Source organism: Neoalteromonas facilis (assembly GCF_002807665.1).
Lineage (GTDB): Bacteria > Pseudomonadota > Gammaproteobacteria > Enterobacterales > Alteromonadaceae > Alteromonas_E > Alteromonas_E facilis.
Genome location: NZ_PEAY01000001.1, coordinates 915,864 through 936,577, shown reverse-complemented (window position 1 = coordinate 936,577; position 20,714 = coordinate 915,864). Strand labels below are relative to the sequence as shown.

General features: G+C 44.4%; 21 protein-coding genes and 3 tRNA genes. 15 read left to right on the top strand and 9 right to left on the bottom strand.

Annotated features, from left to right (window positions below; translation table 11 throughout):
• Positions 1-7 precede the first annotated feature (7 nt).
• From ruvB to CSH93_RS04195, 12 genes are all read left to right on the top strand, one after another.
• Entirely contained in the window at positions 8-1,015 is a 1,008-nt protein-coding gene (ruvB, locus tag CSH93_RS04250) for a Holliday junction branch migration DNA helicase RuvB (protein WP_100641947.1), read from the top strand.
• Between the two features lie 301 nt (positions 1,016-1,316).
• Entirely contained in the window at positions 1,317-1,736 is a 420-nt protein-coding gene (ybgC, locus tag CSH93_RS04245; RefSeq protein ID WP_100641946.1) for a tol-pal system-associated acyl-CoA thioesterase, read from the top strand.
• Entirely contained in the window at positions 1,726-2,412 is a 687-nt protein-coding gene (gene tolQ / locus CSH93_RS04240; RefSeq protein ID WP_100641945.1) for a protein TolQ, read from the top strand. The genes ybgC and tolQ overlap by 11 nt, the downstream gene beginning before the upstream one ends.
• 13 nt (positions 2,413-2,425) lie before the next feature.
• A complete protein-coding gene (gene tolR, locus CSH93_RS04235) occupies positions 2,426-2,848 on the top strand; it encodes a protein TolR (protein ID WP_100641944.1) in 423 nt (140 codons plus the stop codon).
• Positions 2,849-2,866: 18 nt separating this feature from the next.
• Positions 2,867-3,640 (top strand): cell envelope integrity protein TolA, encoded by a 774-nt coding sequence (tolA, locus tag CSH93_RS04230; RefSeq protein ID WP_100641943.1) that lies wholly within the window; start codon positions 2,867-2,869, stop codon positions 3,638-3,640.
• Between the two features lie 11 nt (positions 3,641-3,651).
• On the top strand, positions 3,652-5,001 hold the full coding sequence (tolB, locus tag CSH93_RS04225) for a Tol-Pal system beta propeller repeat protein TolB (protein ID WP_420807242.1): 1,350 nt from the start codon (positions 3,652-3,654) through the stop codon (positions 4,999-5,001).
• A 27-nt stretch (positions 5,002-5,028) separates the two neighbouring features.
• Positions 5,029-5,595 carry a peptidoglycan-associated lipoprotein Pal gene (gene pal / locus CSH93_RS04220; protein ID WP_100641941.1) on the top strand — a complete coding sequence of 189 codons (567 nt, stop codon included), beginning with the start codon at positions 5,029-5,031 and terminating at the stop codon, positions 5,593-5,595.
• Complete coding sequence (ybgF, locus tag CSH93_RS04215) at positions 5,595-6,365, top strand: tol-pal system protein YbgF (protein ID WP_100641940.1); 771 nt, start codon at positions 5,595-5,597, stop codon at positions 6,363-6,365. Before pal ends, ybgF begins: the two co-directional genes overlap by 1 nt.
• A 166-nt stretch (positions 6,366-6,531) precedes the next feature.
• Positions 6,532-6,607, top strand: a tRNA-Lys gene (locus tag CSH93_RS04210).
• A 29-nt stretch (positions 6,608-6,636) separates the two neighbouring features.
• Positions 6,637-6,712: transfer RNA gene (locus tag CSH93_RS04205), tRNA-Lys, on the top strand.
• 300 nt (positions 6,713-7,012) lie between these two features.
• The gene (gene nadA / locus CSH93_RS04200; protein ID WP_100641939.1) at positions 7,013-8,074 is read left to right on the top strand and encodes a quinolinate synthase NadA; all 1,062 of its coding nucleotides are present in this window, start codon (positions 7,013-7,015) and stop codon (positions 8,072-8,074) included.
• Between the two features lie 69 nt (positions 8,075-8,143).
• Positions 8,144-8,234 (top strand) — tRNA-Ser (locus tag CSH93_RS04195).
• Between the two features lie 80 nt (positions 8,235-8,314).
• On the opposite strand, the gene CSH93_RS04190 is transcribed toward CSH93_RS04195, so the two are convergent.
• Entirely contained in the window at positions 8,315-8,962 is a 648-nt protein-coding gene (locus tag CSH93_RS04190) for a hypothetical protein (protein ID WP_100641938.1), read from the bottom strand.
• 159 nt (positions 8,963-9,121) lie between these two features.
• Here CSH93_RS04190 and CSH93_RS04185 point away from each other — a divergent pair, with 159 nt between their 5' ends.
• Both CSH93_RS04185 and CSH93_RS04180 read left to right on the top strand, forming a co-directional pair.
• Positions 9,122-9,754, top strand: a complete 633-nt coding sequence (locus CSH93_RS04185; protein WP_100641937.1) for a FlgO family outer membrane protein — start codon at positions 9,122-9,124, stop codon at positions 9,752-9,754.
• The gene (locus tag CSH93_RS04180; protein WP_100641936.1) at positions 9,751-10,359 is read left to right on the top strand and encodes a FlgO family outer membrane protein; all 609 of its coding nucleotides are present in this window, start codon (positions 9,751-9,753) and stop codon (positions 10,357-10,359) included. The genes CSH93_RS04185 and CSH93_RS04180 overlap by 4 nt, the downstream gene beginning before the upstream one ends.
• Before the next feature lie 12 nt (positions 10,360-10,371).
• Here CSH93_RS04180 and CSH93_RS04175 read toward each other — a convergent pair whose 3' ends face one another.
• The 7 genes from CSH93_RS04175 to CSH93_RS04145 form a co-directional block, all read right to left on the bottom strand.
• Complete coding sequence (locus CSH93_RS04175) at positions 10,372-11,040, bottom strand: SPOR domain-containing protein (RefSeq protein ID WP_100641935.1); 669 nt, start codon at positions 11,038-11,040, stop codon at positions 10,372-10,374.
• An 8-nt stretch (positions 11,041-11,048) separates the two neighbouring features.
• A complete protein-coding gene (locus tag CSH93_RS04170) occupies positions 11,049-14,189 on the bottom strand; it encodes a hypothetical protein (RefSeq protein WP_100641934.1) in 3,141 nt (1,046 codons plus the stop codon).
• 54 nt (positions 14,190-14,243) lie between these two features.
• Positions 14,244-15,080: a fimbrial biogenesis chaperone gene (locus CSH93_RS04165; protein WP_100641933.1), complete on the bottom strand. Its 837-nt coding sequence runs from the start codon at positions 15,078-15,080 to the stop codon at positions 14,244-14,246.
• 12 nt (positions 15,081-15,092) lie between these two features.
• Positions 15,093-15,554 (bottom strand): DUF4402 domain-containing protein, encoded by a 462-nt coding sequence (locus tag CSH93_RS04160; protein ID WP_164078288.1) that lies wholly within the window; start codon positions 15,552-15,554, stop codon positions 15,093-15,095.
• A gap of 84 nt (positions 15,555-15,638) precedes the next feature.
• Positions 15,639-16,283 carry a hypothetical protein gene (locus CSH93_RS04155; RefSeq protein ID WP_124748932.1) on the bottom strand — a complete coding sequence of 215 codons (645 nt, stop codon included), beginning with the start codon at positions 16,281-16,283 and terminating at the stop codon, positions 15,639-15,641.
• Positions 16,284-16,723: 440 nt separating this feature from the next.
• On the bottom strand, positions 16,724-17,341 hold the full coding sequence (locus tag CSH93_RS04150) for a DUF4402 domain-containing protein (RefSeq protein WP_124748931.1): 618 nt from the start codon (positions 17,339-17,341) through the stop codon (positions 16,724-16,726).
• Between the two features lie 397 nt (positions 17,342-17,738).
• A complete protein-coding gene (locus tag CSH93_RS04145; RefSeq protein WP_124748930.1) occupies positions 17,739-18,356 on the bottom strand; it encodes a hypothetical protein in 618 nt (205 codons plus the stop codon).
• Positions 18,357-18,708: 352 nt separating this feature from the next.
• On the opposite strand from CSH93_RS04145, the gene CSH93_RS04140 reads away from it, so the two are divergent.
• The gene (locus tag CSH93_RS04140; protein ID WP_100642336.1) at positions 18,709-19,467 is read left to right on the top strand and encodes a HesA/MoeB/ThiF family protein; all 759 of its coding nucleotides are present in this window, start codon (positions 18,709-18,711) and stop codon (positions 19,465-19,467) included.
• 14 nt (positions 19,468-19,481) lie between these two features.
• Here CSH93_RS04140 and CSH93_RS04135 read toward each other — a convergent pair whose 3' ends face one another.
• A complete protein-coding gene (locus CSH93_RS04135; protein ID WP_100641928.1) occupies positions 19,482-20,708 on the bottom strand; it encodes a threonine/serine exporter family protein in 1,227 nt (408 codons plus the stop codon).
• Between the last annotated feature and the right edge of the window lie 6 nt (positions 20,709-20,714).

The window sequence follows — 20,714 nt, the reverse complement described above, 5'->3', positions numbered from 1 at the left end:
AACGTAAATGATTGAAGCAGATCGCATTATCAACGCTACAGGTAGTGCTGAAGATGAAGTTATCGACCGCGCCATCCGGCCTAAAATGTTGGCGGATTATGCCGGGCAGCCTCATGTATGCGAGCAAATGGAAATATTCATCCAAGCCGCTAGGCAGCGTAAAGATGCATTGGATCATTTATTGATTTTTGGTCCGCCGGGGTTAGGTAAAACCACACTGGCGAACATCGTGGCCAATGAAATGGGCGTCAGCATCAAGACAACTTCAGGTCCGGTGTTAGAAAAGGCAGGCGACTTGGCGGCATTACTGACTAACCTTGAAGAAAATGACGTTTTATTTATCGATGAAATTCATCGTTTGAGTCCGGTGGTGGAAGAAGTGTTGTATCCCGCGATGGAAGACTATCAGTTGGATATTATGATCGGCGAGGGCCCAGCAGCGCGCTCGATTAAATTAGACCTACCGCCATTTACACTTGTAGGTGCGACCACGCGAGCAGGTAGTTTAACGTCTCCACTACGTGACCGCTTTGGTATTGTTCAGCGCTTGGAATATTACAATGTTGCCGATTTAACCTCCATTATTCAGCGTAGCGCAGACTATTTAAATATGCCGTTGGTTGAAGCCGGGGCAAGAGAAATCGCATCACGCTCTCGCGGTACGCCGCGTATTGCCAATCGCCTACTGCGTCGTGTTCGTGACTATGCTGAAGTGAAGTCCACGGGAGAAATTTCATCGCCTGTCGCTGCTGCGGCACTGGATATGCTTGACGTAGACCAGCAAGGTTTTGATTACATGGATCGTAAGCTGTTACTTGCAATCATTGACAAATTTGGCGGTGGCCCGGTGGGCTTAGATAATCTTGCCGCCGCGATCGGTGAAGAAAAAGATACTATTGAAGATGTATTAGAGCCCTTTTTGATACAACAAGGATTCCTTCAGCGCACGCCTCGCGGACGTGTAGCATCACAACGTGCTTATCAGCACTTCGGCTTAAACAGAGACGATAGCTAAAAAAAAAGCCCGCTCAGTGAGCGGGCAAATAAACAACAAGTGTTTAAGGAAGGAAATAAAATCCAGGGAACTCATGTCAACAAACAAAACTTGGTGTCTCTTTGACAGATGTGCGCATTATATACAGCGTTTGGAATCTCACAATTGAGAAATACTGTGATTTGAGATTAGAAAAACTAATGTGTTAAATATTTGTTTAATTGTTAACGTCTAATTAAAACGTTATGTAACAGTTGTATTACAAGAGGTTGGCGTTTTCAGGTCTTTTTATTTAAATTCTTATCTATGCAAAAAACTAATTATGAATAATAATTCTCGCAAACAACATGAATGGTCTCTTCGAGTGTATTACGAAGATACCGATGCCGGCGGCATTGTTTATTATGCCAACTACTTGAAGTTTTTTGAGCGGGCGCGTACTGAGTGGCTGCGTGAGTTGGGCTTTGAACAAGACGAATTGTTGGAACAATCTATTGGTTTTGTCGTCAAACACGTTGAAATGCATAATCATGCGCCAGCGCGGTTTAACCAACTATTGAGTATTTGTACTGAACTAGTAAACTGCAAGGGCGCTAGCTTGGTTTTCAAGCAAATAATAAAAGGGCCAGAACAACAGTTACTGGCTGAAGCAAACATCAAAGTCGCTTGTGTGGACCTGTCGGTGATGAAACCGCAACGGATCCCAAGCGCTATTTTAGGGGAAATAACGCGTGTCGACTGATCTCACGTTTATCGGTTTGTTTTTACAAGCCAGCCTTGTTGTGCAACTTGTCATGTTGCTACTCATGACGATCTCCATTGTTTCTTGGGCGTTTATTTTTCAGCGCAACGCAGCATTGAAACGAGCCAATACTGAAATGATTACCTTCGAAGATAAGTTCTGGTCTGGCGCTGATCTGAATAAACTTTATCAAGAATTATCTGCACGCCAATCCATCGGTGGAATGGGCAGTATTTTTTGTGCAGGTTTTAAAGAATTCGTGCGCTTACGCAAAAGCGCGAATGTGGCTACACAATCGATTGTTGATGGAACGTACCGTGCAATGCGTGTTGCTATGTCGCGTGAAATTGATAGCCTTGAAAGCCGTTTACCTTTCCTTGCCACAGCAGGCTCAATCAGCCCTTACATTGGTTTGTTTGGAACAGTATGGGGGATCATGAATGCGTTTATCGCGTTAGGTCAGGTTCAACAGGCAACATTAACGATGGTGGCCCCGGGTATTGCAGAGGCACTTATTGCTACCGCTATCGGTCTCTTTGCAGCCATCCCTGCAGTAATTGCGTACAACCGTTTTAGCAGTCAAGTTGAAAAGCTGGAAAACAATTACGGCATTTTTATGGAAGAGTTTTCCGCTATCTTGCACCGTCAAGCGCTAGCATCTAGTCAATCAAACTGACAGGGGCAATAGTATGTACGTACGTAAACGCCGGCGTCAGGTTAGTGAAATAAACGTTGTTCCCTACATCGACGTGATGCTGGTATTGCTTATCATTTTTATGGTGACGGCGCCTTTGGTATCGCAAGGGGTTAAAGTTGACTTACCCGACGCAAACGCTGACGCAATTGAGCAAGAAGATAACCCGCCTATTATTGCGTCCATCGATGCAGAAGGTTTGTACTACCTAAATATTGGCGATGACGAAGAAAAAGCCATGACAGCGGCTGATTTAGCGACCATTGTTGCGGCGCAGCTGCAGAAGCAACCGCAAACACCCGTGGTGGTGAAAGCGGACGGTTTGGTTCCTTACAATGATGTAATTCAGCTAATGGTATTACTGCAAAGAGCAGGCGTGCCTTCGGTAGGGTTAATGACGGACCCCGTTGAAGGCTAGGTTCAGCGACGTGTGAGCATGAAATTAAACGAAGAGCGACAGTCATTTTTAAAATCATTCGGCCTGCACTTCGCTATTGCGATGGTACTGTTGCTGAGTGTCGCTTTTGGTCACGAGCCGATTGTGCCTATGTCGCAACCAACGCCTGTCATTCAGGCTACGTTTATTGATGCGCAAGCAATCTATGATAAACAACAGGCAGCTATTGCAGCCGAGCAAGAACGTCAACGGGAAGCTGAACGTCAGCGAAAAGCGCAAGAGCAAGCTAAGCGTAAAGCGGCTGCAGATAAAGCACGCAAAGAACGCCAAGCAAAGGAACGCGCTGAGCAGCGCGAGCTAGAACGCAAAGCACAAGAGGCGGCGGAACGAAAACGTCAGGAAGAAGCGCGTAAAAAACGCGAAGCAGAAGAAAAGGCCAAAAAAGAAGCTGAGCGTAAAGAACAGCAAGCATTAGAGCGTTTGATGCAAGAACAATTGGCACAAGAACAGGCGGCGCAAGCAAAACGACGCTCTCAGCAAGTATTGTCTGAAGTGGACAAGTACAAAGCACTGATCACGCAAACGATTAATCAGTATGTATTCAGTGACGATAGTTTTCGCGGTAAATCGTGTTTATTAAATATACGAATGGCCAGCAGTGGGTTGGTAACACAAGTTACGATCCTAGAGGGTGACCCTGCACTCTGCCGTGCTTCAAGAAGTGCCGCACTGCGACCAGATAAGTTGCCAATGTCTGATGACATTGAAGTGTATCAGCAACTCAAAGATTTTAACTTACGGGTATCATTGTGAAGAAAAAAACGATTGGAATTGGGATTTGCCTTTGGCTTTGGCTTGGATGGGTAAGTGCAGTCTTTGCAAAATTGGAATTGATCATTACGGAAGGTGTGGATGCAGCCCGTCCTATCGCCGTTGTGCCGTTTAAGTGGCAAGGTGAAGGTCTTTTGCCTGAAAATATTGATCAGGTGATCACCAATAACTTGCGTAGAAGCGGGAAGTTCAATCCGATCTCCATGAGCACAATGCCGCAGTTTCCGGCTACCGATGGAGAGGTTAACTATTCATCTTGGGCGTCTACTGGGGTGGATACGATCCTGGTCGGTCGTATTGAGGTGGAATCAGTTGACCGTTATCGCATCAGCTACGAATTAATCGATGTATTACGCGGCCAGATCACCGGCGGTAATGCGCAAATGCTGGTGGATGGGAAGTTGCAATATAGCAACGATCACATTATTGCGCGTGGCACGTCAATCATTGACGGCAACGGGTTTCGTCGCCATGCACACCAAATCAGTGATGCAGTCTATGAAAAGTTGACCGGTGAACGTGGTGCTTTCCTAACACGCTTGGCGTATGTTGTGGTGCGCGACCGAGAGACCGTAGAGTTACCGTATCAATTGGTTATTTCTGATTATGATGGGGCGAATGAAACACGGTTATTATCATCACCGGAGCCATTAATGTCACCTTCATGGTCGCCAGATGGCGACAGTCTTGCTTATGTAAGCTTTGAAAATGGCCGCCCACAGATTTTTATTCAAGACATTTACACCACAAGCCGCACGCGCTTGACCGATTTCCCTGGTATTAATGGGGCACCGGTATTTTCTCCGGATGGCAAGCAACTTGCTATGGTGCTATCGAAGGACGGTAATCCTGAAATCTATGTAATGGATATTGCATCACGTAATTTACGTAGAATTACGCGTCACCGGAGCGTCGATACGGAGCCTTCTTGGGCGCCAGATGGAAAAAGCTTAATATTTAGTTCAGAGCGGGGTGGTAAACCTCAGATTTATCGCGTAAATTTGTCATCGGGGAAAGTCCATCGTTTGACCTATGAGGGCGAAATGAATTTGGGCGCCTCCTTTACGCCTAATGGAGAGGATATCGTGTTAGTTAATCGTACTAACGGTGACTACCATATCGCTCGCCAACGGATTAATGATGGTGCGATTCAAGTGTTGACTCGAACATTTTTAGACGAGTCTGCGAGTATCGCGCCGAATGGAAGTATGATCATATACAGTACGTTACACGAGGGTAAACAAGTGCTTTCGCTGGTTTCTCTTGATGGACGATTTAAAGCGCGCTTACCTGCTGCAAATGGTCAGGTTAAATCGCCAAGCTGGTCACCATTTTTGTTTTAAACGTTTTAACACAATAAGGAAAAGAAAATGCAAATGAACAAGTTTATGAGAACACTAGTCCTCGCATTGCCTGTGGTCACGCTATTGGGATGTCAATCAGGCCCGAGCGAAGAAGAGCTAGCAGCAGAGCGTAACCGTGTTGCTCAAGAGCAAGCAGCGGCAGAAGCTCAGGCGCGTGCAGCTGAAGAAGAACGTGTTCGTCTAGAATCTGCTGAGCGTGCGCGTAAAGCAGAAGAAATGGCTCAGCAAGAGTTAGAGTCATTGCGTAACGATAGCATCGTATATTTTGATTTTGACCGTGCGACAATCAAATCAGAGTTCATGCCTGTGCTTAAGAAACACGCTGAATTCCTTATTGCGAATCGTGGTCAGTCTATCGTGATCGAAGGTCACACGGACAACCGTGGTACGCCTGAGTATAACATTGCGTTAGGTGAGCGTCGTGCGAAGTCTGTGGAAACATATTTGCTAAATGCAGGTGTTAGCAGCTCACAAATCTCTGTTGTTTCTTACGGTGAAGAAAAGCCAGCTGTGATGGGTGCGACTGAGTACGCATTTGCTCAGAACCGTCGTGGTGTTGTTGTTTATCAATAATGGCTAATTCACGACTCCTGTTCGCAGGTATCATTTCGGTCGCCAGTGCAGCAGTCGCTGCACAGGCACCTGTTATTGATGTAAATTCTACAGAAATTGAATCTCGCCTTAGTGCTATTGAACGTATACTTGATAGCCGCACAGAAAGCCAACATCGTTTACAGTCTCAGCTGGACACTATGCAGCAAGAAGTGGATGAGTTGCGCGGTGCTGTTGAGCTACACAATCATCAACTAGAGAAGATTTTAGAGCGGCAGCGTGAGTTGTATCTCGAAATCGACAAACGTGTTGAAGCGTTAAAAAGCACTGCGTCTATACCTGTAACGACACAAACGCCATCAGGTAATGTGGATGCGGGGTCAAGCGTCTCTCAGCAACCGGTTAGCTCAGCGAGTGAATCTGAAGCCTATGAGGCTGCAGTGAACCTGATCCTTAAAGATCGGGATTACGAACGTGCGGTACCCGCATTTCAGCAATTTATTGCACAATACCCGGATAGTCAGTATGCCGCAAATGCGCACTATTGGCTTGGGCAACTACTGTTTAATCAGCAACAATGGGCTGACGCTCAGCAACAATTTGCCGTGGTTGTTGACAGATTCACTGACAGTACAAAACGTGCCGATTCACTGCTTAAAATGGGTATCATTGCAGAACGTTTAGGTAATGCTGCATTAGCGCGTCAGAAATTTAATCAAGTGATCAGTGAGTACCCAGACTCCTCAGCGAGAAAGTTGGCCGATAGCCGGTTATCTCAATTAGGTGGGTGATTGTTGATTTAATCGACAGTAATTGTTTATTGATTAACCTTGGATAGGTTGCAAGGCAGATTAGTTGTAATTTTACTTAATTTTGTCTTGCACCTCGCAAGGAAATAAGTATTATATGCCGCCGTTGCCGAGTACGGTTGAGCAATCACTCGGAAAGCACTTGAATGGGTCGTTAGCTCAGTTGGTAGAGCAGTTGACTTTTAATCAATTGGTCGCTGGTTCGAATCCAGCACGACCCACCATTCAAGCTCGCACTGCAACATTTCGTTAAGGGTCGTTAGCTCAGTTGGTAGAGCAGTTGACTTTTAATCAATTGGTCGCTGGTTCGAATCCAGCACGACCCACCATTAACGAAAAGCCTTTATCCCTATTTTCTACTTTCTAAACGTACCTAGCAGCGTTCATCGTGTTGGTTAGTATTTGTAAAACCCCACTTGCCGTTTGCAAGTTTAGTAAGGCTTGGGAAAGGCAATGCTTCTGTATCAACTCCCATATTGGTTGTTTATATTCAACTGGCGTATTTAGTTGAGTTTTGATTAAACCAAGTTGTGAACGCCTCAGTATTAAACTCAAATGTGTAATTAATATGACACTCTTGTATAATCCGCGTGATTTTTACTTTTGTACTGAACTGACGAATTGAGATTATGGCCGTAACGCTTCGTATTGATGAAACTTCTTATCCATTTCCAGCCAAACCTAAGCCCTTGTCTGCAGAACGAGAAGCGTTTTTAAAGGCTGAAATTAAGCAGCTTTTAAAACAGAAGAATGCGGTTTTAGTTGCGCATTATTATACCGACCCAGAAATCCAAGCATTGGCCGAAGAAACCAATGGTTGTATCTCAGATTCACTGGAGATGGCCCGATTTGGTCGTGATGCATCAGAGCAAACGTTAATTGTTGCTGGGGTAAAATTTATGGGCGAAACCGCTAAAATTTTAAGTCCAGAAAAAACCGTTCTCATGCCGACATTAGAAGCAACCTGTTCACTGGATATTGGTTGCCCAGCAGATAAGTTCAGTGAATTCTGTGATGCGCACCCTGATCACACCGTTGTGGTTTATGCCAACACGTCAGCGGCTGTAAAAGCTCGCGCTGATTGGGTGGTGACATCCAGTATTGCGCTCGAAATTGTTGAACACTTGGATGCGCAGGGCGAAAAGATTATTTGGGCGCCTGACCGCCACTTGGGTAGCTATATTCAAAAGCAAACCGGTGCCGAGATGTTAATGTGGGACGGCGAGTGTATCGTGCATGATGAGTTCTCTGCCCAAGCGCTGAAAGATATGAAGCGTCTGCATCCCGATGCGGCTATTCTGGTGCACCCTGAATCACCTGCAAGTGTTGTGGAAATGGCTGATGCCGTTGGCTCAACGACGCAATTGATCAATGCGGCCCAATCATTACCCAATGAAAAGCTTATAGTTGCGACGGATCGTGGCATTTTCTACAAGATGCAACAACTTGCGCCGAATAAGACCTTCATTGAAGCGCCAACAAGTGGAAACGGTGCAACGTGTAAGAGCTGTGCACATTGCCCTTGGATGGCAATGAATGGTTTGGAAGCCATCTACAGTGCACTTACAGGTAATCACTCAGAGCATGAAATCCATGTTGATGAAACGCTTCGTGTAGACGCTATGAAACCCTTAAATCGCATGTTAGATTTTGCCGCGCAGCTTAAGCTAAAAGTCAAAGGTAATGCTTGATAAGCCAAGCACTTTTCCCTACTATACGCGCGCTTCAAGAGAATAACGCTTCTGTTGAAAATCGAATTCGGAGAGATGGCTGAGTGGCTGAAGGCGCACGCCTGGAAAGTGTGTATACGTTAATAGCGTATCGAGGGTTCGAATCCCTCTCTCTCCGCCAGAATAAAGAAACCGGCTATATGCCGGTTTTTTTATTGTCGGTGCAACAACAAAACATTTTGCGCATGTATCAGCTCAGTGTTAAATCGATTCTCCGTTATATTCTACCGTTTCACAGTGATATTTTTGCTTAGCTAAATAGGCGCAGAGTTTCCCTGCGGTTTCTGGGTACTCTAAGGGGCCTAAGCGCAAACTGTAAAGGGTTTGTTCTCCCATATCGACTTTGGCGATGACCGGCGCTAAAAATTTACTGATTTCAGGAAGCTGCAGTTTTATGTTGTTCCATTTAGACCTTGCAGTACCTGAACGCAAAAAATAAGCAAGGTGAACGGCATATTGTTGCCTTGCAGACATGTCATTGTCTGCCGCAAATGGCAATGCTTGGTTGTCAGAGGCAAATTGTGTGTAACCTTGGTCCTCACCTGAAAGATCACTCTCTAGTACATCAGTACCTTTCATAGCTGCGTATTGAGGTGGAAGATTTTTCAACTTACTTTGCTTTGAAATCTCTTCAATAATGAGGGCAAGATCACTTTCCAATGCACCTAAGCGTTCAATTTTGGCTATAGACTCTTGCAGCTCCTCCATTCTATTAGTCTGGTTCTCATCATTACTACTAGTGGCGCTGGTAATGGTATAAAAAGGGTTTGAGCTACAAGCTGCAAGTAGCGCACTAAACAGTACCACTGTCGCAATAGAAGTACGGTTTTTATTGTGTACAGCCTTCATTTAACAAGCCTCGTTCAAGCAAGAAGTTCAATACATATTGCAAATAACTTGCCATCGAAATGGTTTTTCTGGTTGGCATATAATCTGCTAGATGTATTTAGGTGAGATGACTGTCTTAAGCGCTACCAATCTTTTAGATTGAAAGCTGGAGATCCGACAATGCTAACATACAAAATTATTATGCTTGTTTTATTGGGATGCATGTCCTTGAGTGGCTGTTCTTCCATAAACCTTTTAGGGCAACAAAATCAATCGCAGGCGCCAGTATCGAATTTTCAAACTGGGCGCTTTGGCGACTTGACAAAACAGTCGGGCGCAGAAAAAGGTATTGAGCCATATGCTAGAGATGTAATGGCACAGATGGCTAATACCATGGTAGGCGTTGATAGTGATAGCCGAATTGTTGTGACTCACTTCAGTGATGTGAATTCAGATTTGCAGTCAACTTCAGCTCTTGGTTTAGCGCTCGGTGAATCCTTTCAAAAAGTATTACATGAGTTTGGGTTTAAGACGGTAGATTATGTGCTAACTGACTCCATACGCGTCACTGAACGAGGGAATTTTGCCTACTCACGGGATTTCCTAAATCTTGTGAGTAACGTTACGAGCGATTACGTCCTAGTTGGCACATTCACCCAACACCGCGGTGGCGTTACTGTTAATGCGCGAATCGTAGACGTTGCATCAAAAGATATCGTGTCGGTGGGTAGTAGTTTTATTCCACAACGGCAGATAAATCTCTTAGTTAACATGCCGCACACTCCCCATGGTGAGAAGGAGATCAGTGAATGAAATCTAAACACTTAGGGATAACGTTACTTTCAGGGGTTATATTGTCGGGTTGCTCATTGACAAATTTAACGTCAATGCCTGAACAGTCAACGAGCAATGAGCTATCACAAAAAATCGATGCACTAAACACAGTGGATTCAAACACTTTGATGCTTCGAGACTATTCTGGTTTCAGTTCTGCGCAACATAACAAGACGCTCCATGATTATGCTGAACAGCTGATTATGGAGTTGGATGTTGATTTTCAGGTTCGAGGAAGCGTAAGTATTGCATCATTTGTCGACTTCGATGAAACCTTACAGCGCACTAATAGACTAGGTAATCAATTGGCAGAAGTCATGATCGTTGAACTAAGCCAATTGGGGTATTCAGTGACAGACATTAACGTCATGGACAACATAAGCGCCTCCTCACAAGGGAATTTTGTCTTATCTCGTGAGAAAGGTTCAGTGCAACGAGACGCGTGTTGTGTGCTTACAGGTACTCTCGTTTACGAGCCCCGGGGAGTTAGAGTCAATGCTCGCTTAGTGCAGCACTCGGGCAACTCGGTGCTAGGCGCATCATCTGTGGTCATCCCTTATTTTGTTATCGAGCACCTATTATGAGCATAATATTGGTTATAAAAAGTGCAAAGCATTACCATATTGAGACGTAAAACAGCGGATCCCTTTTTCCATTAACGCCTCACAAGCAAACAGCGCGTCTATCTTGGTGTCAAATTGGCCTATCTTGAGACGGTAGATCGTGCCGCTAGCCGTTTCGATTTCTTCTGCTACTGGAGTAAACCCTGACAGTTCAGAGGCGTGTGATGCTGTTAATTGTTGCCAAGCACCCTCTATTTTTTGTTTCGTATCCAAGGCCATAAGTTGAATAGCATATTTGCCCGTCAAATTGTTATCCGCCACTTTGACGACAGTATTAGGCGTGATGGGTTCTATGTTGCTGTCTTCGGGGCGGTCTGCAGCTCCAGCTATAACCGCAGGCGACTTATCGACTGTTGCATCAGAATCTTGGGACGCAGACTGACTAGCCAAAACATCAAGTTGTTCAATCAACAGTTTGAGCTCGCTATCGATAGAAACCAAGCGCATTACGGCAGGGCGGGCCTCTTTCCAACTCTTTATCAATTGCTCATTTTCATCGCGCTTTTCAAGCATTGCGATTAAAGCGTAACGTTGCTCTTGAGTAAACTCAACTTGCTCTGATGGACTTGACGTCGAATTGCAGCCACTAAGCGATGTGAGCGCCATGATGCTAAAAATATGTAATGATGCTTTACGTAGCATGCTAACCCCTAATAATTGATATTTATATTAACAGCTCGACAGTTTAAGTCTAAGTCGCTTAGTTGTGAGCATACTTGCCTAACATGTTGCTCCTCTTTCTCACTGTTACCCTCGGCATAGTATGCGCCTAGCACGTATTTATCGCTGTCTTCAAGTTGGTAGTAAAAGGCGTTAATCAGAGCACCGTCTCCCAGTCTTCCGGTAACCAGATTATAAAATATTTTTAGTAGCCCAAGAGACGAGAACTCGCCTATCGAAGCGACATAACCATTGGCCTTCATTAGCGGTCTCAAAACAAAATCCACATCGGTGAATACATCACCTCGTGCTGAGATGTTGACCTGTTTATAACGGTCGGGAGTTAATCCTTTTTGCCTTCCGCTTGAGGTATCAACATGGATTTGGTAATCGCCAGGATAGACTTTGTCAAACAAGTAATATCCGTCAAATTCACTTCGGGTAGATGCAACTGTGTTGCCTGAGGCATCGACCAACTCCATACGCACGTAGGGGAGAATATCTTCTTGTCCTGATTCTGTGCGCGCATAAAGAGTGCCTTCGACCTCACCACCTCTGATTACCGCAATGTCAAACTGTTGTATGGAGCCTTGCCTGGCTTCTACGGCAAAACCTTGTTGGCTCAACATCATGCCAGGCTCTATGAAATTATAATCATCAACCACAATATCCGTAATTTGTCCTTTGGGGAGAGAGGTGAGAACGGCAATACCCTCTGAATTCGTATCGGCAGCCTTATAAGCTTGAACTGCCTCAACGGTAATATCTTTTAGTAGTGGTTCACCCTCTGTGTACTGGTTATCTAAGTTTTCATCTTCATACATCCGAACCACTACCGCACCCGTGCTTGACAGGGCTCGTCCTGAGGTGAAAAGTGTGTCTGTTGTTGCGTCGTATCCTAATCCCATTCTCATGGTAAGGTTTACGCTCCAGTCGTCGCTGTCAGCATAACTCGCAATACCTGTAACCGAAACAGACTCTCCAAACCAATTGAGACGCAAGTCATAACGATCTTCAGAATCTATAATATTATATGAGTACCTAAGCTCACCGGTGAACTGGTTCGAGATAGGGTAATTTAGTGTACCACCAACTGATGTAAACTCGCTTGTTGGCTCTATTGTGTAATTTGTAAATAAGCGTGTGTTAACCCTCCCGAAACGATCGCGGTACCCAAATGTTCCTCCTAGCAACCAATCGCCATACACAGTCTGGCCCGAATCACCATCCAATGAACCATTTCGTTGCCAAATCAGGCCGTTTGAAAAAGAGCCATATCGAGAATTCAACCCTAGGGAGTTTTGGAATATTTCGGTGGAATTTCCACTCGTAAAGTCTGATTTTATCCATTGGTTAAGATAATTAAGGCTTGCTGATGACGTCTGGAACAGGTTCCCGTTCATTCGAATATTAAACGTATCTGATTTGTCTCTTTGAGCATTGACCAAAAGTGCTTCATCCAGGATTTCATCTTGTTGATAGTTGAAATCCCATGATATTCCAGCCAGCTGTGTACGATAACTTTGCAAAAATGACCGTGACTGATTGTCATCTACTTGAAGCTGAGTGTTTAAAACACCCCAGCTACCGAGAGAGATATCTGAACGCACCAAAAAGCGCTGTGATTCTTGTCCTTCATCAGGGAAAAAGAGTGAAGCTCCTGTACCGAGAGACAACCAATCTGAAACCCCATAATTATAAACAGCGCTTATTAAAGGACCGGTTGCTTCAGGGTTGTTCTCTATATCATTGAATCCAAATACGCTCTTTCCACTTTCAGTGATAGAAAATTGAACTGATGATTGGCCTTTTGCCACGGCATTGCCATCAATAAAAAATTGCTCAACACGGCGTTCTATTTGCCCTTGAGGCCCATAAAAAACCAACTCAAAATTATTCTCACCAAAGCCGAGTTCCAGATCATTAAATTCATAACGACCTGAATCAATAGCAGTGATGGAATCGATTAATATCCCATTTCGATAAAGTTCGATATCCCAGCCGACTTGGACTTCACCCGTTAGATTGGTTCTGCGATTGTCAGCAAGCCGGGCAGCTAGATTGTTCATGCTAAAACCTCGACTAAGACCGCCAGTGGCACCTATTCCTGCGTTAACAGGAACAACGTCTCCAAAGGAGTACTCGGACATCTTTAGCGGACCCAGCAGGTCACCATCTGGCGAATACTTACCGAGTGAAAGGCGGGCTTCTATTAAACTGTCATCATCGGTACCGTATAAAAATACTTGGCTAGATAAATATGCAGCGTCCTGACTTGATAGTATCGAGTAAGAGCCAGAAGTGTCGGAGTCGGAATGCCTTACTGAGGCTTGAAAATCGACTAGAGGGTTTGAAAACATTTGGTAGCCGTTTTCTCTCAGTGGTAATACTGATTTGCTGAAACCTTGTCCTTGAACAACACTTTTATTCTTTCTTGCCATGCGTTGTTCGATAGGAAAAGGCCTGGGTGATTGGATCCCCAAGGTCAGGGTTGACTCATCGAGTGATGCCGTTAAATTGAACCATGAAGCTATTGTGCTTAGTTCAACGTAAATGTCATCACTGAGTTCAATATCAGTCAGTGGCTCGACGAAGGCTTTGCCAGCTATATTGACCGATAAGTAGCTTTCATTCGCTCTCGCATCAAACTTAGATGATTCAGCTATAAACCATCCGCTGGCAACGCCATTTTCTGGTTCCACATCAATAGCGAAGTCGACCAATTGAAAAAATTCGCCTAATCCAACTTTTATACCTTTATCGCTAACTATTGCAAACACATCACCGAGAAATATGTCGTTTAACTTAAGCGTGATAATCAGTTCTTCGCCAACGGGGAAGCGGCGAACATTCTCTGGTATTTGTTCACTGGCAGACGGGTAGCTATTCTGCGGAAGAGGAGATGTGATTTCTGAGCTATTCGTACTATCACTAGTATTTGATGCCGGGGACGCAGAATACCGACTCTTGATTCGTTCAAGTAGCTGAACAACCGACTGCTCAGAAGACTGAACTTCAGCTAATGTGTGTGGTGTATAGAGTAAAAAGCAAAGTGCAAAACAAAAAATGGCTTGTTTGAATGCCCCGTAGGTGGACCGTATTGTAGCGCTGCACTTACTGGTTAGTTTCATCACAAACCATTTTTATTATTATACTTAAGTTGTAACTTATTTCGGGGGAATAATCTACTCCGTTGCAATAAAATCGCTAGACTTTAATCGTACTGTTTCATTGATATATTCGATGCCGTCAAAGTCTCTCACTCCTTCATATACAACGCGTAGGGTACCGTTGCTTGGTGTAACTTTCTCTTGCGTCCAAACCAGTTTAGCCTCTAAATAGTCTATCTCAGTCCAAACACTGAAGTCTGCTATTTTGCCAAGCAAGACTTCCTGACCGCCGTCAGGCGTCCAATATGCCTCAATATCTCCACTTGGTGAGTGAAGACCTTCACGCTTAATACCTAATTTGACATTGGCCGCACCAGTACTTTGGCTTAATTCAATGGCTGCTTTTTCAAGTGAGACCTTTGTGTCGTATACACCCTGTTGAACTGAAATCGGAACAGCGAAACTCATAACCATGTTGATGGCAACGCCTTCTTCTACGGCATTCTTTTCTGGAGGAATAGCCTTTAATAAAAGATGTGAACGATATTCACCATCAGTGAGATCACGAGGGCGTCTTAGTGATAATTTTATGACTTGTCTTTCACCAGGTTTTAGAGTGACTTGTCGCGGCGCGAAGCGAATCATATCACTGGCAATAGGAAGTGATTGTGCTTTGGCCTCTTGCTCAGTAAGAAGCTGGTATCCGCCTTCAGGCAATGCTCTGTTTTCGTTCCACTGTAATCGGTAAGTATTTGTTTTATCTGAGGTGTTCGTTAAAGTAATTTGCTCAGTACGTTCATTTTCATCGAACGATATCCTAACAGGGTAAATCAGCAAATTTGCGGAAGCTATTTGCGGAGCTAATAGCATAAACGTTAACAAAAGTGCGGAGATAATACGGGTTTTCAACACGGTGTCATATCCTCAATAAGTTAAATTAATATTAACAGTAATTTCATAGGTTGCAGGCCCTATGTAAGAGCCACCGTTACCGGAGGTCTCTAATACACCACCTACAGAAAATTGTGCTGTTCCTGAAACATTAACCGGCACACTGGCCGGTATATCAACTGCGGTGAGCGTGAATTGCTCCGTTCCAGGAATCGTAGAGCCTGAAAACGCAGGTGTATCAGCCGTTAGCGTTAACAGTGAATACGGAGGGAGCTCCGTGACTGTGTATACACCAGGTGTACCTATTTCCAGTACATAAATGTTGTTAGTAGCAGTTGTCTGACCGTTTCTCGTCATTTGCAAAGAACTCACAACGCTGTTGTTGGTTATTGCAATCCGACCAAAATTTAGCGGGCTATCAACGATCAAAGCCGCTACTACATGACCGGGTAAAAAGAAGCCTATGACGAGTAAATAGAGCAAACTAAGTCGCATAAAAAATCCCAGCAAAACAACATGTATGCTTAGCATACACTGCTTTACTGGGATTGATAATATACAGAGGTTTATTAACGCAACTTAATATGCAACCGTTACGTCAAAGCTGCCTGCATAGCCCGTGTTTTCATAGGCTAGCGTTGGGGTGCCTGGGTCCGTGATAATCGTTGCGCCAACTAGGAATGTTATATTTCCTGATGCGTCAGCAACAATGCTTCCTGAACCCGTTGTCAAGGTAACATTACCAGCAGTACCTGAACTTTGATATACTGAGTGGTTTATCAGTTGAAGCTCTGGAGCACCTGCAGGTGCAGGATTTAATGTCATTGATGTAGCAGTAGTAGGAACAGTTACTGTTAACGTTGTGAATGCTGCGAGTCCTGTAATATCAAACTGCGGACGCGTAATAGAGCCACCCACAATTTGAATCTCTGCGTCACCAGCACCAGTATTACAGGGTTGACCAACACCACCGGGTACGTATGCGCTAGTAGCTGTTGCTGGGTTGGCAGGGATAACGATACCCACACATTCGTCAGAAGTAGGGTCTGCTGTCGCTCGGATCGTACCAACATCAAATGTGCCGGTTAACGCAAAGTTAATGGTATTGTCGACAGTAACCGTAGCTGGGACTGTAAGCGTTTCAGCGTTTGCGGTTGCCGTCACAACAGAAAGCGCAACCAATGCGCCTAAGTGTGATAGTTTAAAATTTGTTTGTTTCATCATCGTATTCCTAAGTAAAAACTTTGGTTCAACACCTTAGTGAGTCCACGTAAAACGCGCAAAACTAACGAAGTGCTCACTCTGTTATCGACTGCTTAACACAAATCTGTAGAAAAATTGTTAACTTAGTGTCATCAAGCAAACGTAATAGTGCAAAATATAATCCATTACGTATAAAGATAGATGCATAAGTATTTCCAATCAACAAATCTAAAGCGTGCGCCTGGATACATATGTATGAGAATCTATACGTATAAGTTGTAAGGCATAGGGGCCGATACTGAGTGCATATCTTGGAGTTGCTTTGTAACCCATATATGTCAAAAAAACACAAATCCTTCATAGTGCAAATCAACAAAAAAGCCGGATCTATAATCCGGCTTTTGATCATTTCGACTCTGCACCTTTCAAGGTGTCAGGCTTTCACTAATACTGTTGTATGATTAGTATGCAACTGTTACGTCAAAACTGCCCGCATAGCCAGTGTTTTCATAGGCTAGCGTAGGAGTGCCCGGGTCAGTGATAAGCGACGCCCCAACTAAAAAGCTGATATTTCCTGATGCGTCTGCTGTTACGGTTGTAGTCACAGCCGCTGGAGTACCCGATGTCTGATAGCCAGTGAAATTTACCAATTGAAGCACCGGAGCACCTGCTGGGGCAGGGTTCAAAGTTAAGTTAACTGCCGCTGACGGTAGTGTTAGATTTAACGTCGTGAAAGATGCTAAGCCAGTGATATCAAATTGAGGACGTGTAATCGTGCCACCTACAATCTGAAGCTCTGCATCACCTGCACCACTACCGCACGGAGCGCCTGTAAATGTGCTGGTCGCAGTTGCCGGGTTGGCTGGGATAACCACACCAGTGCATTCTGCCGCTGTATTGTCAACGGTTGCTCGGATAGTGCCGACATCAAACGTACCGGTTAACGCAAAGTTTATTGTATTATCAACAGTTGCAGCGGCTGGTACTGTGAGTGTTTCAGCGTTTGCGGCTGCTGTGACAACAGAAAGCGCAGCGATCGCGCCAATGTGTGACAACTTAAAGTTAGATTTTTTCATCATTGTATTCCTAAGTAATTACTTGGGGTCAACACCTTTAGAAAGTCTACGTCTAGCGCGCAAAACTACCGAAGGGCCTCGAAACTTTATCGGCAACGAAGTTGTGTTCTTTAATTAGAATCAACGACTTTGTTCGTTAAACAAAAAAGTGGCCAAAAAATATTCACTGCGTATAAAAATAGAACGGTACGTATGAATGGTCAATATGAAGCAGAGTTTGGCTCGTATACGTACGTATAGATACTTATAACTTTTGGTGCGGCAAGTTCTTGGTTAATTGGTATCGCATAGTATGCTGGAATAAAAACGCCAAGTAATATCTTGGCGTTTTTTTCAACTCTTAATCTTGTCTCGTCAACTGACGCTATTGTTAAAGCAAGAGTAGGACACTGTTTTTAGCTTAGTAAGCAACTGTTACGTCAAAGCTACCTGCATATCCTGTATTCTCATATGCAAGAGTAGGAGTGCCTGGGTCAGTAATAAGCGACGCCCCAACTAAAAAGCTTATATTACCAGAAGCGTCTGCTGTTACGGTTGTAGTTACAGCAGCTGGAGTACCCGATGTCTGATAGCCAGTGAAATTAACCAATTGAAGAACCGGTGCGCCAGCTGGGGCAGGGTTCAAGGTTAAGTTAACTGCCGCTGACGGTAGTGTTAGATTTAACGTCGTGAAAGATGCTAAGCCAGTGATGTCAAATTGAGGACGTGTAATCGTACCACCCACAATCTGAAGCTCTGCATCACCTGCGCCACCGCCGCAGGGAGCGCCTGTAAATGTGCTGGTCGCAGTCGCCGGGTTGGCAGGGATAACCACACCGGTACATTCAGTATTATCTGCATCGACCGTTGCTCTAATGGTACCCACATCAAACGTACCGGTTAAAGCAAAATTGATGGTGTTATCGACGGTTGCGGCAGCTGGCACTGAAAGCGTTTCAGCATTTGCGGTTGCCGTGACAACAGAAAGCGCTATAACTGCGCCTAAGTGTGACAACTTAAATTGTGATTGTTTCATCATTGTATTCCTAAGTAATAACTTTCGTTTAACACCTTAGAGAGTCCACGTAAAACGCGCAAAACTAACGAAGTGCTCAACCTGTTATCGACGTGCTTATTGATTTCTATAGGAATATTTGGAATAACTTAGCCAAACACACATTAAAACCATACGGAAATGATGTGATTTGTTTCCGTAATATTGCCGTTCATTGTTTAAATTATGTAAGGGGATAAAGACAGGTATTCGTTGCGATCTGACTGCAAATACTAATGCGTCTAAGCATTTCAATTGCAAACCTGACAAAGAGTTCTACAGCTCATAATCATGCTAAAGTTGCCTCATAATGTTATTTTTATTTTGGACAATGTCGATGTCAAATGTTCATCATTCTCACAGGCAAGCTTTGCGCTATAGCCGACAAATTATGTTAAGTGGTTTTGACTTTGAAAAGCAGGAAAAACTGTTAGCAAGTCGCGTGCTAATTATCGGTGTAGGAGGTTTAGGCTGTGCAGCGGCTCAATATTTAGCGGCAGCTGGCGTCGGTGAAATGACATTGATCGATGATGATCACGTTGAGCTTACCAATTTGCAGCGACAAATATTGCATCATGAAAAGAGTATTGGTCAGCTAAAAACCGAATCCGCTAAAGCTCATTTGCATAAGCTTAATGGCGATATGAAAATCACCACGTTGCATCATCGTTTGAAACACGATGAATTGCGAGTGATAGCCCCAAAGCACGACATTATTTTGGATTGTACTGATAACCTTGATAGCCGTCGCTTGATCAACCAAGTCTGTGTTGAAGAAGGCGTTGTACTTGTATCAGGCGCGGCAATCCGAATGGAAGGGCAGGTGTTTGCATATTTACCCGATACACACAGTGCATGCTACCACTGCCTAAGTCGCCATTTAGCCCCCTTAAATTTGACGTGTGCGGAAGCCGGTGTGTTATCGCCTGTGGTTGGTGTTGTAGGTGCCATGCAAGCGGTAGAGGCGATTAAAATACTGACTCACTATGGACAATTGTTAGCGAATAAAATGCTCCACTATGATGCTATGCATTCAACGTGGAGCGATTTTCAGATAGAGCGTAACGCAGACTGCGGCGTGTGTGCTAAGTCTTAGCCAAAATGAGTGAACTACAGTGCCTTTTTGGTTGGCATTAGGACATTGGCAAATATAAGCCCTGCCACTAATGACATAAATATGACGAAGGTCTCTTGTCCAATATGATCGGTCTGAGTGAAGTCTTGTCCTGACACAAATGAATTAAGCCCAATATAGGTTTTAGAGCCGGGAACCAATACTATCAGTCCTTGCATTAACACGATGCTGGCTGGGGCATTGGCAAGCCGCGTAAACAGGTTGGCGAAAACGCCTACTGCAAACGCACCAACGAACGTACCCAAGCCAAACTCTAAATATTTTGAAGCCCAAAAAGTGCCAAAATAACCGATAAATCCGCACATAATTGCCCAAGGGGCGTGTTTGAGGCGTAATTTAAAGATCACCACAAGTGCAGTACACAAAATAAATACTGCCACAAATGCAGCCCAAGCTGGCATCGGTTTGGTCGGCGTCATTTCCACTTCACTGAATAACCAAAAGCCCATAGCAATACCTAAGAAAGCGCCGAAGTAGAGCTTAAACAATTGCATTAATGCATCCATTACACGGGCTGTGCCTGATACCACATGTCGCGCTGAAAGCTCTGCTAAACCAATGGTTAATGCCAGTCCGGGAATGAAAATGATGATCGATGAAAGCACGACTAAACGAATATTTATCGCGGGATCGATAAAACTCGAAATAGCGCAGGCGCATAATCCCGCAATCATGGCTACCGCAGGTTCTAACATCAGGTTTACGCGCTTACTGCGCATAGCCCAGCGCGTGTACAAGTACATGAGTAAGCCAATAAAACCAGCTGCGAGTGAATCATCAAAGGATGAGCCCATCACTACAGCGAACGCGCCGGTTGACAGACCAAAAGCCAAGCAAGACGTGAGCGGAGAATAGAATTCTGGTAATTCGTCTATTTCGCTAAGTCGTTGGTCAGCTTCTTCTAATGTTAATTCTCCACTGAGTAACTTGGTCACCAGTTCGTCGGTTCTCGATAGTGAGCCAAGATCGAGATCGCCAGGTTGAACCCTTGCGACGCTGTTGTATTCTTCCTCGTGGTGATGGCTCCAAATACTGAAGCTCAGCGACGTTGGCGTTGAAACAAAGCCCGCATGCACACCTAAATAAGCGGAAACCTCCATTAAATGCGCCTCTAAACGAAACGCCGGTGTGCCATACTTATGTAGCATTTTCCCCAATTTGACGATGAATTTTCGAATTTGGACAAATTCTTTCTTTTCCACGTTATC

Excerpts from the sequence above, each read along its gene's own strand:
- ruvB (WP_100641947.1), top strand. The coding sequence starts at position 8 with ATGATTGAAGCAGATCGCATTATCAACGCTACAGGTAGTGCTGAAGAT.
- ybgC (WP_100641946.1), top strand. The coding sequence starts at position 1,317 with ATGAATAATAATTCTCGCAAACAACATGAATGGTCTCTTCGAGTGTAT.
- tolR (WP_100641944.1), top strand. The coding sequence starts at position 2,426 with ATGTACGTACGTAAACGCCGGCGTCAGGTTAGTGAAATAAACGTTGTT.
- tolA (WP_100641943.1), top strand. The coding sequence starts at position 2,867 with ATGAAATTAAACGAAGAGCGACAGTCATTTTTAAAATCATTCGGCCTG.
- pal (WP_100641941.1), top strand. The coding sequence starts at position 5,029 with ATGCAAATGAACAAGTTTATGAGAACACTAGTCCTCGCATTGCCTGTG.
- ybgF (WP_100641940.1), top strand. The coding sequence starts at position 5,595 with ATGGCTAATTCACGACTCCTGTTCGCAGGTATCATTTCGGTCGCCAGT.
- nadA (WP_100641939.1), top strand. The coding sequence starts at position 7,013 with ATGGCCGTAACGCTTCGTATTGATGAAACTTCTTATCCATTTCCAGCC.
- CSH93_RS04190 (WP_100641938.1), bottom strand. The coding sequence starts at position 8,962 with ATGAAGGCTGTACACAATAAAAACCGTACTTCTATTGCGACAGTGGTA.
- CSH93_RS04185 (WP_100641937.1), top strand. The coding sequence starts at position 9,122 with ATGCTAACATACAAAATTATTATGCTTGTTTTATTGGGATGCATGTCC.
- CSH93_RS04180 (WP_100641936.1), top strand. The coding sequence starts at position 9,751 with ATGAAATCTAAACACTTAGGGATAACGTTACTTTCAGGGGTTATATTG.
- CSH93_RS04175 (WP_100641935.1), bottom strand. The coding sequence starts at position 11,040 with ATGCTACGTAAAGCATCATTACATATTTTTAGCATCATGGCGCTCACA.
- CSH93_RS04170 (WP_100641934.1), bottom strand. The coding sequence starts at position 14,189 with ATGAAACTAACCAGTAAGTGCAGCGCTACAATACGGTCCACCTACGGG.
- CSH93_RS04160 (WP_164078288.1), bottom strand. The coding sequence starts at position 15,554 with ATGCGACTTAGTTTGCTCTATTTACTCGTCATAGGCTTCTTTTTACCC.
- CSH93_RS04155 (WP_124748932.1), bottom strand. The coding sequence starts at position 16,283 with ATGATGAAACAAACAAATTTTAAACTATCACACTTAGGCGCATTGGTT.
- CSH93_RS04150 (WP_124748931.1), bottom strand. The coding sequence starts at position 17,341 with ATGATGAAAAAATCTAACTTTAAGTTGTCACACATTGGCGCGATCGCT.
- CSH93_RS04145 (WP_124748930.1), bottom strand. The coding sequence starts at position 18,356 with ATGATGAAACAATCACAATTTAAGTTGTCACACTTAGGCGCAGTTATA.
- CSH93_RS04140 (WP_100642336.1), top strand. The coding sequence starts at position 18,709 with ATGTCAAATGTTCATCATTCTCACAGGCAAGCTTTGCGCTATAGCCGA.